This window comes from Bacillota bacterium (assembly GCA_013178045.1).
GTDB lineage: Bacteria > Bacillota > Ch66 > Ch66 > Ch66 > Ch66.
Genome location: JABLXP010000037.1, coordinates 1 through 13,359 on the forward strand (window position 1 = coordinate 1; position 13,359 = coordinate 13,359).

At 45.7% G+C, this 13,359-nt stretch carries 11 protein-coding genes; 8 read left to right on the top strand and 3 right to left on the bottom strand.

Annotation, left to right across the window (positions count from 1 at the left end; all coding sequences use genetic code 11):
- The first annotated feature begins 234 nt into the window (after positions 1-234).
- The 7 genes from HPY81_10975 (at position 235) to HPY81_11005 (ending at position 7,991) form a co-directional block, all read left to right on the top strand.
- Positions 235-897: a response regulator transcription factor gene (locus tag HPY81_10975; protein ID NPV27927.1), complete on the top strand. Its 663-nt coding sequence runs from the start codon at positions 235-237 to the stop codon at positions 895-897.
- Positions 898-1,162: 265 nt separating this feature from the next.
- Positions 1,163-2,119, top strand: a complete 957-nt coding sequence (locus HPY81_10980) for a GHKL domain-containing protein (protein NPV27928.1) — start codon at positions 1,163-1,165, stop codon at positions 2,117-2,119.
- Between the two features lie 278 nt (positions 2,120-2,397).
- Positions 2,398-4,014 (top strand): efflux RND transporter periplasmic adaptor subunit, encoded by a 1,617-nt coding sequence (locus tag HPY81_10985; protein NPV27929.1) that lies wholly within the window; start codon positions 2,398-2,400, stop codon positions 4,012-4,014.
- Between the two features lie 11 nt (positions 4,015-4,025).
- Positions 4,026-4,706, top strand: a complete 681-nt coding sequence (locus HPY81_10990) for an ABC transporter ATP-binding protein (protein ID NPV27930.1) — start codon at positions 4,026-4,028, stop codon at positions 4,704-4,706.
- Entirely contained in the window at positions 4,703-5,893 is a 1,191-nt protein-coding gene (locus HPY81_10995; GenBank protein NPV27931.1) for an FtsX-like permease family protein, read from the top strand. Before HPY81_10990 ends, HPY81_10995 begins: the two co-directional genes overlap by 4 nt.
- A 21-nt stretch (positions 5,894-5,914) precedes the next feature.
- Entirely contained in the window at positions 5,915-6,589 is a 675-nt protein-coding gene (locus HPY81_11000) for a response regulator transcription factor (protein ID NPV27932.1), read from the top strand.
- On the top strand, positions 6,567-7,991 hold the full coding sequence (locus HPY81_11005) for a HAMP domain-containing histidine kinase (GenBank protein NPV27933.1): 1,425 nt from the start codon (positions 6,567-6,569) through the stop codon (positions 7,989-7,991). The genes HPY81_11000 and HPY81_11005 overlap by 23 nt, the downstream gene beginning before the upstream one ends.
- A gap of 89 nt (positions 7,992-8,080) precedes the next feature.
- Here the strand turns inward: HPY81_11005 and HPY81_11010 are convergent, their stop codons facing one another.
- On the bottom strand, positions 8,081-8,719 hold the full coding sequence (locus HPY81_11010; GenBank protein NPV27934.1) for a hypothetical protein: 639 nt from the start codon (positions 8,717-8,719) through the stop codon (positions 8,081-8,083).
- A 155-nt stretch (positions 8,720-8,874) separates the two neighbouring features.
- Complete coding sequence (locus tag HPY81_11015; protein NPV27935.1) at positions 8,875-10,422, bottom strand: DHA2 family efflux MFS transporter permease subunit; 1,548 nt, start codon at positions 10,420-10,422, stop codon at positions 8,875-8,877.
- A gap of 181 nt (positions 10,423-10,603) precedes the next feature.
- Between HPY81_11015 and HPY81_11020 the strand changes: the two genes are divergently transcribed.
- Complete coding sequence (locus HPY81_11020) at positions 10,604-11,257, top strand: HlyD family secretion protein (protein NPV27936.1); 654 nt, start codon at positions 10,604-10,606, stop codon at positions 11,255-11,257.
- Positions 11,258-11,389: 132 nt separating this feature from the next.
- On the opposite strand, the gene HPY81_11025 is transcribed toward HPY81_11020, so the two are convergent.
- Positions 11,390-13,210 carry an acyl-CoA dehydrogenase gene (locus HPY81_11025; protein ID NPV27937.1) on the bottom strand — a complete coding sequence of 607 codons (1,821 nt, stop codon included), beginning with the start codon at positions 13,208-13,210 and terminating at the stop codon, positions 11,390-11,392.
- Between the last annotated feature and the right edge of the window lie 149 nt (positions 13,211-13,359).

Below are 13,359 nucleotides of genomic sequence, written 5' to 3' on the forward strand. Positions count from 1 at the left end.
TGACTTCACTCCTTTATGGGGTTTTCGGTTTGGTTACTTGAAAACTTCTCCAAATTGGGGTGAAGTCCTTTTTTATGGCCCTAAAATCCTTAGTAAATCAAGTGTTGGAAAATTGCAAAAGGCTCAATATAAAAACTGTCCCTTGGAATTTCTTTTGAAATTGAATAAAATTTCAAAAATATAGATTTAAAATAACCTGGTAACAACGGAGAACAAAAAAGGAAGGGCGCAATAATGAAACTCCTTTTGATCGAAGATGAGCAACGTTTAGCCGATGCTTTGTCTTATATACTGAAGAAAAATGGCTACGCCGTCGATATTGCCGCCGACGGTGAAAATGGACTGGCCCTCGCTGAAACCATGGTCTATGACCTGATCATCCTCGACCGTATGCTCCCTCGTCGTGATGGTATATCGATTTTAAAGGAAATTCGCCGCCAGGGTATTGATACCCCGATCATTTTTCTAACAGCTAAAGACGCTCCCAACGACCGGGTTGAAGGGCTGGATTCAGGTGCCGACGATTATCTCGTCAAGCCCTTCTCAACAGAAGAATTGCTGGCCAGACTGCGGGCCTTAACCAGGAGAAAGTACAAACAATTAACGGATAACAGAATAAGGGCTGCTGGATTGGTTTTAGACCCGCTGAGATGTGAAGTAACAAAGGATAATAAAGTTGTCAAATTGACCGTAAAGGAATCCAGACTGCTTGAACTTTTAATGAGCAACTGCGACCAGGTTATCACTAAGGAACGTATCCTGGAAAAAGTCTGGGGGTATAATGCGGATATTGAAACGGCCAACGTTGACCTCTACATCCATTACTTGCGCAAAAAACTAAACACATCCCAGATAGTGACTGTTCGGGGTGTAGGCTACTATTTGAAAGGAGATTAAGATGTTCCGCAAATTGAAATGGCAGCTCACTTTGAGTAATCTGGGTATAATCTTCCTGACTTTTTTGGTGTTGATATTAGGTACATTTTACTTGATGCATACTCAAATAACAAGACGTTCTGAATTTATCCTCCAAAAAATAACCGCAGACCTGATCACCAATAAAATTAACGATATTCCAATAAAAAATGATCATGTACCATCCGTCTTTTTTGTCATCGCTGATAAACAAGGGAATATCGCCAGGTTATCCTCATCCGCAACCATGGAATACGATCATTTGTCCCCTCTTGTGCAAGAGACTTTAAAAACATCTTCCCCCAAGGGAAACATCGTCATAGAGCAAGGCGAATATGCCTATCTAAAAACACCAGTTGACGAAAAGCAAGAAACATTGATCGTGTTTCAAGACTTCAATAAAGAACGGGCAGCTCTCCGTTTTCTGATTACCGCCCTGGGGATAACAGGTCTGGCCTGTTTAATTTTATCATTCATCGGAAGTGTTTTCATGGCCAGCCGCGTCATGATCCCCATTCAAAAGGCATGGCAGCAACAAAAAAACTTCTTGGCTGATGCTTCCCACGAGCTACGAACACCACTGGCCATAATTCAGACTAATCTGGATATTGTCCGGGCAAATCAAGAAGAAAAAGTTGCCAATCAGGAAAAATGGCTTAACAACATCCAAGAGGCGACCACCAACATGACGAAATTAGTGGATTCTCTGCTCTTTCTGGCGAGAGCAGACTCCCACGAACAGCTTTTAGTTAGAGATTGTTTTTCTTTAAATCAAGCTGTTATGACCGCTGTAGAACCTTTCAAACCAGTTGCTGAGTCAAAAGGAATATGTGTTGAAGTAAAAACTGAATCTGCTATCTCTTATTCTGGAGATGAAAACCGGATAAAACAATTAATAGGCATTTTACTAGATAACGCGATCAGACATACACCATCAGGAGGAAAAGTAGCTGTTCATTTACATCAAGCTAATAAAATGGCTATATTAAGTGTATCAGATACTGGCGAAGGGATCGGCTCTGAGCATCTGAACAAAATTTTTGAACGGTTTTATCAAGTCGATCAATCTCGCTCTAAAGGTGGCGCCGGTTTAGGACTCGCGATAGCTAAATGGATTGTAGAAAACCACCATGGTACCATTAGTGCTTCAAGTTCTCTCAATGAAGGAACTACGATGATTGTAAAACTCCCGGTAGAAAAATGACAGACTCTTATACTCTATATTATGTTAACTTAAGAGGCATAATACCTCTTGCCCATAGATTTACTTATTTTTCATATAATTTCGCCATAGTAATTTCACACTTTTTTGGTATCATTAATAATATTGGAATTTTACTTTTTAATTGGGAGGAAAAAATGAAAAGCATACATGAGCGCATAAAAAATATTGTTAATTTAACTAAGGGTAAACTACTGTGGTTTAAAAAATTAGTTTCTCTTTGGGGTCTAAAGAAAACTGTAATAATCAGCGTAGTTATGTTGGCGTTGATTACCAGTCTGCTATGGTTTACCGGTGTGTTCAGTTCAAGTACACCCCAGGTTCAGGCAACTACGGCAGTTGTCCAACGGGGAGACATTCGGGTAGTGGTATCAGGTACTGGCACTGTATCCGGTGTATTAGAACAGAATCTGGTGGCCAAAGTAGGTGGGGTTATCACATCAATTGGTTTTACTAAAGGAAGCAGAGTAAAAAAAGGGGATATATTATTAACATTGGATAGCCCCTCAGTACGCCAAAAACTGGCAACTTCGGAACTTAACCTCAAACAATCTCAATTCGACTACTCACAAAGTGCCACGGATTTCAACAAGCTTAATGTCACTGCACCATTCACTGGTCTGATTACCATGCTGAACGTAAAAGAAGGGGATGAAGTAGCCAAAGGAGCTCCCCTGGTAACCCTGGTCAGTAATCGGGAAATGGAGTTGACAGTTTCCTTTAATGAGGTAGATGCCACAAAGATCGTTCCCGGTCAAACGGCAGACGTTTTTCTACAAGAATTTCTTTATACTGTGCCGGGACGGGTAACTTATGTATCTAGCGCAGCACAGCCCGATCAAAGTGGTGCAGTCGTTTCAAACGTAAAAATCGTCATCGATAATCCAGGTGGCTTATATGCGGGAATTAAATCCAGTGCAACAGTACATACAGCCAGCGGAGATGTCCGCAGTTTAACCCAAGGTGTTCTCCAGTACCGAAACATCTCGAGTATTACCGCCACAGCAGCCGGTACGGTAACTAAAGTATTCGTCCAACAAAATGACGCCGTTGAACAAGGGCAAAAAATACTTGAGGTTAAAAGCGACCAGGCGATCATGGATGTTACCGCGAAGCAGCTCAAAATACAGCAGGCTAGAATAGATGCCGAAATTGCTAAAGAAGATTATGAAAGCCTAACCATCGTCGCTCCTTTCGACGGAGTTCTGGTCAGCACGGGGAGAGAAGTAGCAAGCAGTTCCAGCAGCAGTGCTTCCACAACCAAACAAGAACTTATTGTTGGTGACGAAGTAAAAGCTGGCGATGTCGTAGCAAAAGTGGCTAACTACGATCAAATGCTGGTAACCATTCAGGTTGATGAAACAGATATCCCCAAAGTGAACTTGGGACAGAAAGCGACCATTACCGCCGACGCTTTACCCAACAAGCTGTACAAGGGAGAAGTGGTGGTAATCGGCGCCGAGGGAAAAACTCAAAATGGGGTAGCCACCTTTGATGTGACCATTCGCATTGATCATCCGGATGGACTCAAGGCCGGCATGACCGTCAACGCCGATATTCTGGTGGCGGAAAAATCTAATGTCCTGTTGATCCCCATTGAGGCACTGCAGGATAGAGCGGGCAAAAAGTTTGTGATGCTAGTTGACAGTAATGATAAAAAGACAACCTCGTCTCCTGGAAACTCACGGAGAGAAGTTCAAGTAGGCTTGAACAATGAAACCTATGTAGAAATCATCAGCGGTTTGAAAGAAGGCGATCAGGTCATAGTGCCTTCCGTACAAAAATCTAACACTAATACAAACCAACTTCGAACACCAATCCCTGGCACGGGCGGAATACGACCATCAGGAGGTACGACCAGACAACAAGGACGCTAGTGGAGGGTAATATGATCAAACTCTGTAACGTTACCAAGATCTACAAAATGGGAATGATTGAGGTTCGTGCGCTCAACAATGTCAATTTGTCAGTTGAGCGCGGGGAGTTTATCGCGATCGTCGGACCTTCCGGCTCGGGAAAATCAACGCTGATGAACATATTAGGGTGTTTGGATGTGCCCACCACCGGGACATACGAACTGGATGGCAAACCTGTTCATGAGCTCAACGACGACGAGCTGGCAGAAATCCGCAATGCTAAGCTTGGCTTTATTTTTCAGGGATTCAATCTGCTGCCCAAATTGACCGCCCTGGAAAACGTTGAACTGCCCCTGATTTACCGGGGAGTAAGCGCCAAAGAAAGGCGAGAACAAGCGATCGCTGCCCTGGCCAGGGTGGGGCTAGCCAATCGGCTTGAACACCGTCCGACAGAGCTTTCCGGCGGCCAGCAGCAACGGGTGGCCATCGCCCGCGCGCTGGTGGGAAATCCCTCCTTGATCCTGGCTGATGAACCAACGGGTAACCTGGACACCAAATCAGGCGCAGAAATTCTGGCATTTTTGCAGCAATTGCATCAATTGGGGAACACCATTGTTATGATTACCCATGACCCTGAGATAGCCAGAAAAGCGCAGCGCATCTTGACCATCAAAGACGGGGAAATCGTTGGAAACGAGGTGAATCGAGCGTGAGTTTTTGGCAGGCAGTAAATCTAGCCATCAACGCCATCAAAAGCAACAAGCTTCGGGCATTCCTCACTATGCTGGGAGTAATCATCGGGGTCGGTTCGGTAATCGCTCTTGTCGCCCTGGCCAAAGGTTCTACCCAACAGGTCACTAACCAGATTCAGAGCATGGGCACAAACTTGATCACCGTCATGATTACCGGCCGGGGCAGCCAGACTACCTTTACTTACGAAGAAGCGCTTGAATTGGGGAAAAAGCCGGGTATTGTAGCCACGGCACCAGTATCAAGCGGGAGTGTCACTGTAAAATATGGCAACAAAACAAAAACTACCACTGTAGAAGGAACCAATGCCGAATACGAACAGGTAAGAAACACCCATGTGCAAAGCGGTCGCTTCATTCTCCCGATTGATGTTGAGTACCGCCAGAAAGTTTGTCTGCTGGGGACAGAGGTAGCGCAAGAACTGTTTGGCAATAGTAACCCGGTCGGTGAAACGGTCAAAATTAACGGGGCAAATTTTTTAGTGGTTGGTCTTTTGGAGAGCAAAGGCACGTCTATGGGCGGATCAAGTGATAATAAAGTGATTATCCCGATCACCACAGCTGAATCATTGCTTAAGAATAGAGGCGTCAGAACAATCTATTTCCAGGCGGAATCCCCAGAGTCGGTCAATCAAGCAATAACTTTGTTGGAAGCTAGCCTTTTAAAGAAGTTTAAGTATACTGATAAGTCTAAAGATACTACTAATACCTACCGCGTGATGAACCAAACGGAAATGCTGTCAACTGTCAACCAGGTCACTGGTACTCTCACCCTGATGCTGGGTGGTATCGCCGGCATTTCCCTGCTGGTAGGTGGAATAGGCATCATGAACATCATGCTGGTCTCGGTAACAGAACGGACAAAAGAAATCGGGATTCGGAAAGCAATTGGGGCGAGAAGGCGAGACATTATGGCCCAGTTTCTAGTAGAATCAGTTGTCCTTAGCGGTATCGGCGGTCTAGCTGGCATCATCCTGGGCATAGGTGCTTCAAGCCTTCTGGGTAAAATTTTGAATATTCCGGCCTGGCCATCTTTCGGGACAACGATTATGGCCTTTGGTTTTGCTGTTTTAGTAGGAATTTTCTTTGGTATATATCCGGCCGGTAAGGCTTCCCGGCTAAATCCGATCGAAGCATTGCGTTATGAGTAAATTACAAGGTGGTGGTCGCTTGTGCGCACTATCTTTGTAGTCGACGATGAAGAAAATATTCGGCATATCATTGCTCAATACCTGATCCGGGATGGATTTCAGGTGGAAACATTTGGTTCGGTGGAAGAGGTGCTCTCCCGTTTACAGGCGGATTATCCAGACATGTTTATCCTCGATATTATGTTGCCTGGTAAAGACGGTCTGGAGTTCTGCCGCGAGATCAGAAAGAAGAGTGGTGTTCCGGTGATTTTTATCTCCGCCCGTGGCGAAGAAATGGACCGGGTGCTGGGCTTGGAATTGGGTGGTGATGACTACTTGACCAAACCATTCAGTCCCCGTGAACTGGTGGCCCGGGTACGTTCCGTTTTTCGCCGCACCTTAAACCCACCGCACACCGAAGAAGTGGTTGAATCCGGTAACCTGCGAGTATATCCCACAGAACGACGCGTTACCGTTGGAGATAAGGAAGTAATACTCACACCAAAAGAGTATGAACTCCTCTTATTGCTGATCAAACAACCTCAGCGGACTTTTAACCGTCAGGAACTGCTCGACCGGGTATGGGGATACGACTATTTCGGAGGGATCCGTGCTGTAGATGATTTGGTAAAGCGTTTACGCAAAAAATTGCGGGAAAGTGGATCCACCAACAACGTGAAAACTGTTTGGGGGTATGGGTACAGATTCGATGGTTAGATTAAAAAGCATGTTTAGATTAAAAAGTATAACCAGTAAAATTTTATTAAGTTATCTGATTGTCGTTATCTGCAGCATCGTCGTTACCACACTTTCTTTTCACTCCATCATGTACAGGGATCTCGAAAGACGGGCTTTCCTCGGGTTAACCAGGCAAGCCAGGGATATTGCTTTCATCTTGGAACGTGATAATCTGTATTTTAAACCCCCGCTGGAAAGCCCACATCGCAGATCTCTTTCTGTCTTTTTTACCGGTCGCTTTGTAGAAAGTGAGTACGTGGTGGTCGATCTTAACAGAACCATAATATACAGCAGCCTTCCCGAGCAATTTCCAGTCGGACAACAGCTGGAAGAACTGCCTGTCAGAACCCACGCTGATTTCACATTAAAAAATGATGAAATCAGCACTTTTCAAAACAACACCTTTCTGGTAGCTCAAGCACCCATCGGAAAACAAGGAGAAAGGAAAGGGACTGTCTATACCTTCGCGCAGGTAAGTGTACTGGAAGCGTTCAGCAAAGATCTTTTATACATCCTGCTCAAAAGTCTTTTGTTGGCCACTATCATGGCTATTCCAGTTGCATTGATCATGGCTCGATACCTAATTAAACCCATCAATGCTTTGCGTGAATACGCAAAAGCCCTGGCCAAGCGTCGGTTCGATGTGCGGCTGGAAATCAAATCTGATGATGAGCTGGCGGAACTGGCCAATACCTTTAATGACATGGCCGCTCAGTTAGAACGATATGACATCAGCATGCGACGCTTTCTGCAAAGCACCTCCCACGAACTGAAAACCCCTCTGATGAGTATCCAGGGCTACGCCGAGGGCATTAGAGACCGGGTATTTACTGGCGCGCAGTTAGATCAGGCCTTAACGGTTATTTCTAAAGAATGCCAGCGCCTTAAAACCATCGTAGACGAAATGATCAACATTACCCGGCTCCAAAACCAAGGTGAGTCTTATAACCTTTTGCCTCAAGACTTGAGACAGATTCTGGAGGAAGTGGCCGATTCTCTGGGCGGTTACGCTGTTGAGAGAAAGGTTCGGCTCACGATCGAAATACCAACTGGAGTGAAGGTGATTGGCGACCGCGAGAAGCTGCGCCGCTTGTTTGGCAACCTCCTGACCAACGCTATCCGGCACGCCAAAAGTCAGGTGAGGGTTCACACTACCTCAGAAGATCTCGATACGTTCCGAAAAATCATCGTCCAGGATGATGGAAACGGCTTCAGTCCCCAGGATTTAGAACATGCTTTTGATTACTTCTACAAAGGGTCTAACGGGAGTACCGGTCTTGGTCTTTCTATCGCCCGGATTATTGTCGAGGAGCATGGTGGGACAATTGAGATCAAAAACGCACCCGATGGTGGGGCCCTGGTAGAAGTAACTTTTCCATGAAGGAGACATAACTCTTCTATGAAGTTGAATTTTAACCATAAAAAATCCGCCTCGCACGGGCGGATTAAATTTTCCATATTATGTTATGCTTAATTATTTTGTTTTTTGCCCCTGGTACCCATTTGGCCTTTAATGCCCACTTTATCCAGGTTAGCTACGCGCTTTTCCAAAGACTGCATCATCTTATCTGCCTGCTCCTGGGTAAGCTTGCCATCGGCCACCTTCTGGGCAATTTTGTTTTTCTCGTAATCAAGCAGCTTCTGTTTGAACTGGTCCATGGTCAGGCCATGTTCAGAAACAATCTGCGCCAATGTTTTTCCAGCTTTGAAGTCAGCTTTCAACTGCTCCGGGGTAACCCCCAGAACGCTGGTAATTTCTTCTCCTGGAAATCCACGAAAACCGGGCTTCTGGAAATCTTTGCGCCCGCCTGGGCCGTAAAAGCCGATCCCCTTTCTAGCCGCAATCTTGTCGGCTTGTTCTTGGGTAAGTAGGCCCTGCTTCACTGCTTCATCCAGACATTGCTGCTTAGTAGTTTCCAAAGCCGCTGCTACCTTTTCTTGATCCATGCCCAAATTTGCGGCGAGTTTGGACACAAAAGCTTGGTAGAAGTTAGACTTAGCAATACCCGCCTGTTCACCCGATTGGGCAAAAGCTACGTTATACCCGACCAATCCAACTAACAGCGCTACGATTGTGATTATTGAACCGATATAGAGTTTACGGTTCATTACACCACCTCCAATTTGGATATTAAATTAATCTTTTTAACCGGTGCACCAGTCAATTATATATTAACACCCTTTATTTAATAGTGTGTGTCAAATCTATGTAAAAAATTTATGAAATTTTCACTTAACATAAGCCGTAGATTTTATTATGTTTATTATGTTTTTTGTTTTGTGGCTTCTTTGTTGCCCATCAAAAATATCATCGGAATTGCGGCAAAAATGAAAAGGGCCGCCACTGTAAAGGTATTATCAATAGCGTACACCAGGGCCTGCTTTTGGACCAAACTGTAAATCGCCGCCAGTACAGTGCTGGAGAGACTATCAGAAGTTAATCCGGATATTGCCAACGCCCCCTGCAGCTGCTGGATATTAAACATGGTAATTGGCGATACATAAGAAATACCTTCCGCTAACCGCATGTAATGAAACACCTGACGATTTTGCATGATACTGGTCAGTATAGCAATGCCAAACGAGGCAAATATTTGCCGACTAACGTTACTGAGGGCCGAAGCCCGGCCGACCAGATTTATCGGCATGGCGTTCATCCCAGCAGTGGTAATGGGCATCATCGCTAACCCCATCCCAAATGACCGGAGCACCATAATGAGAACTATTGTGGCAAGTGCCATATCTGTATTAAGGTTTTGCAGTTCCAAAGTACAGATTGCCGTGATCGTTACCCCGATTATCCCAATCCCTTTGGCCCCAAACCGGTCAAAAATTATTCCGCTGATCGGCATCATTAACCCTGATACCAGGGCCGCGGGGAAAAGCAGCAGCCCTGTTTCATAAGCTGACAGTCCAAGCAAGTTCTGGGTAAAAATTGGCATCAAAAATACCCCACCAAACAGCCCGATGTTAATGAGTCCGCCAATAAGAACACTTAGAAGAAACGTCTGGTTCGTAAGCAATCTCAAATCAAGCATCGGTTCTTTTTCCCATAATTCGGTCAAAACAAAAAGCAGTAGGGAAAAGAACGATACTGTAAACAGCATAACAATGTAGTAGGAAGTCCAGCCTTCCTTCGGGCCTTCGCTCAAGGCCAAAAGAAGGGTAAAGCAGCCAACCGTTGAGGTGATAAAACCGCCAAGATCAAACTTGATGCTTGTTTTTACCGGCGTTTCCTCCAGCAATAGAGCCGATAAGACTATTCCCATGATGCCAACGGGGACATTGATCAGGAACAACAACCGCCAGTTGAAGTGTTCAATGATATAACCGCCAACCGTTGGCCCAATCGCCGGTGCCATTACTGCCGTCATCCCCCATATACCTAAGGCTAAACCGATTTTTTCCTTGGGCACGATCCGGTAAACGATCGCCATACTCACCGGCATCACCGCCCCGCCCCCTATGCCCTGCAGAATCCGAAAAGCGATCAGGGAACTGTTGCTCCAGGCCAGGGAGCAAAGAATCGAAGCCGTGCTGAATATTAATAAGGAAATGATGTAGATCTTTTTATTACCAAATCGATCGCCGAGATAGCCTGTGCTGGGGATGATCACTGCGGAGGTCAACATGTAGGCCGTCACCACCCACTGAATTTCGTCAGGGGTGACCCCGAAAATAGCCATCAGCTTGGGAATGGCCACGTTTATTGAACTGTTGTTTAGGATCGCCGCAAACGCCCCCAGGACAATGACAAACAAAGGCAGCCAGAAAGACGGGCGGTTCCCATCCTGAATGTCTTTTGCCGTCATGGAAAAATGCCTCCACAATTAGAAATAGAAAAGTTATAATCATTAAAAAATCCATGTTATAATTGTACATATAGACTTTCACTTAGTCTATAGATGAGGCTATAGGATCATTAGATAATTGCAGTAGATAATTTCAGTGCACAGAATTAACCACAAGATAAAGGATATTGGGGGGACTCAGATGAGTAAAAGAAAAATAATCTACCTGGTTTTTGTATTAATGCTCGTAACAATGGCCGGAATCAGCATGTATTATTGGTACCAAAAAGAAAACTACGTAACCACAGAAGATGCCAAGGTAGATGGCAAAATCGTTAAAATCATTCCCCAGATAACCGGAAAAATTCTTGACTTTCCAATCGAAGAAGGTGCTCTGCTCACCCAGGATCAATATGTTGCCCGGCTAGATGATACAAATTTACCATCTGGCGGTAATTACAATCTGACCACTGTCAAGGCCCCGATTACCGGGACTGTTTTAAAGAAACTGCAAAATCCCGGTGAAGTTGCTTCGCCCGGCCAACCGCTTGCCTTGATGGCAGATTTAAACTCGGTGTACATTACAGCCAACATTGAAGAAACTTACCTGGCGAAAGTAAAACCGGGGCAGAAAGTTGAGTTTACCATTGACGCCATTCCCAAGCACCGTTTTTTCGGGAGGGTCGAGTCAATCGGGCAGGCCACAAATTCCGTTTTTTCGTTACTGCCCAGCAACACTTCCGGAAATTTTACCAAGGTAACCCAGCGCATTCCCGTCAAAATATCGATTGACGATTTTCAGGGCCAACAACTTCTGCCTGGAATGAACGCTGTGGTGAAAATTTATATCCGTTAAAAAGCTATAAAAGCACTTCAATCTGCACTTAATCAAAAAGGCAGAAACAGGAGGGACACAAAATAAAAAGAGACCTCGCGATAATTGTTTAACAAAAGCGAGGTCTCATAAGCTTTCAGTTAATGTTTTAAATCAAAACGCCTCTTCAGGGATATCAATCGCGGAGGTATCACCGTCCATCATGATGTTATAAGTGGTCATGACGTTTGGCACGATGTTCCGGATATAGAAGCGGGCCGTCTCCACTTTTCCTTTGTAGAAAGCGTAATCAAAATGATCCGGTCCGAGCTCGGCCGCCCGTTTAGCCGCCAGCAACGCTTGGTCCAAGAGCAACTGACCACAAACCAGTTGCGCGCAGCAGTGCAGGGCCCGCGTTGAATATAAGGGCATCAGGGCCCGGTTGCCTCCCTGCCACTGGGCAGCGTACCACTTGCGGATTTGCTTCACTTTATCCCAGGCATCGTTGAGAATGGCCACTTCTTTCGCCAACTCCGGTACGGCCGCGCCCTTATCAATACCTTCTTTGATTTCCGTCAGCCACTCCGTAAACATCCGTCCTTGATCCAGGTTAAATTTCCGGCCAATCAGGTCAAGTGACTGGATGAAGTTGGTCCCTTCCCAAATGGAGAATATCTTCACATCCCTGGCACACTGAGCCACCGGATATTCCTCTGAATACCCGTAACCGCCGTGCACCTGAATGGCATCGGCCACAATTTGCCAGGCCAGATCGGAACAATACGCCTTGATTAACGGGGTATTGACCTCCACCCGCCGCAAAGCGGCCACCCTTTCTTCTTTGGTTGGCGCTACCCGGGACAGATCAAGTAAATAAGATGTTTTCATACACAGCGCCCGCATCCCTTCGAGCAAAGCCTTGGCGTTCAGCAACATGCGACGGATATCTTCGTGTTTAATGATCATGACTCGGCCAGCTTTGGGGTTGGTAAACGGCCGTCCCTGAATCCGTTCTTTAGCATACTGTACTGCATAAGTATAAGCAGCATATGCCACCGCCATCGCCTGGGTGCCAGTTCTTAACCGCGCCGCGTTCATCAACTGGAACATCTGGGCGATTCCTTCCCCTGCCCCTTCAGCGTTAGGCGGGTTACCGAGCAGGATGCCCCGGCAGTTGTCGTTTTCACCGAAACTCAAAACAGCCGTGGCCGATCCTTTTAAGCCCATTTTGTGCTCGATCCCCACGGTGGTAACATCGTTCCATTCACCCAGGCTACCATCTTCGTTTACCCAGATCTTGGGCACGATGAAGAGGGACAAGCCCTTAGTACCCGCGGCCGCGCCGTCGACGCGGGCAATCACCATGTGAACAATATTTTCGGTAATATCATGATCGCCAGCAGTGATGAAACACTTGGTCCCCTTGATTTTATAGATTCGCGGGTTATCAGTCGGGAACGCCTTCGTGGTCTGGTCACCCACGTCAGAACCGCCACCCGGCTCAGTCAAACACATCGTCCCCGACCATTTGCCGGAATACATTTTTTCCAAGAACATTTCCTTGTCTTTAGCCGTACCAAACGCCTGAATCAGGTTAGCTGCCCCGGTGGTCAGGCCAATGTAGGGGATTAACGCGGCGTTGGCCGCATAAAACAATTCAGAGACGACGCTCTGCAGCGTCACTGGTAAAGCACCTTCCGTTTGTTCGTATTCGTTACTCGAGCCCCAACCGTTCTCTTGAATAAACCAGTACGCCTTGTGAAACGATGGTGGCACAGTCACTTTACCGTCTTTAAATTGAGCCTGGATCGTGTCACCGTCTTTATTGGTCGGACCAACCACTTCTTTGGCAATTTTAAGAATTTGATCAAGGACCATATCCAGGTCATCGACCGACCAGGCATTAAACCGTTCAGAAGCGAAAATAGGCGCCAGGTTTAACCATTCTTTACAAATGAACTTATGGTCACGATTATCACCAATAAAATCAGCCATCTGCCTTCCCCCACTTTCTAAATGAGCCTTTTGCAAAATTAGCTTTTTTGTTAAAGGTAAAACATTGTTAGTCGTTTAGATGTACTCTTTTTTCGCTAGATTAAGGTCAAAAACCAAACCACAATGTAATTTAACATTTTATTCCAGGC

Bases quoted from the DNA above. Each gene is read 5' to 3' on its own strand.
- HPY81_10975 (NPV27927.1), top strand. From the start codon at position 235: ATGAAACTCCTTTTGATCGAAGATGAGCAACGTTTAGCCGATGCTTTG.
- HPY81_10980 (NPV27928.1), top strand. From the start codon at position 1,163: ATGGAATACGATCATTTGTCCCCTCTTGTGCAAGAGACTTTAAAAACA.
- HPY81_10990 (NPV27930.1), top strand. From the start codon at position 4,026: ATGATCAAACTCTGTAACGTTACCAAGATCTACAAAATGGGAATGATT.
- HPY81_11005 (NPV27933.1), top strand. From the start codon at position 6,567: ATGGGTACAGATTCGATGGTTAGATTAAAAAGCATGTTTAGATTAAAA.
- HPY81_11010 (NPV27934.1), bottom strand. From the start codon at position 8,719: ATGAACCGTAAACTCTATATCGGTTCAATAATCACAATCGTAGCGCTG.
- HPY81_11015 (NPV27935.1), bottom strand. From the start codon at position 10,422: ATGACGGCAAAAGACATTCAGGATGGGAACCGCCCGTCTTTCTGGCTG.
- HPY81_11020 (NPV27936.1), top strand. From the start codon at position 10,604: ATGAGTAAAAGAAAAATAATCTACCTGGTTTTTGTATTAATGCTCGTA.
- HPY81_11025 (NPV27937.1), bottom strand. From the start codon at position 13,210: ATGGCTGATTTTATTGGTGATAATCGTGACCATAAGTTCATTTGTAAA.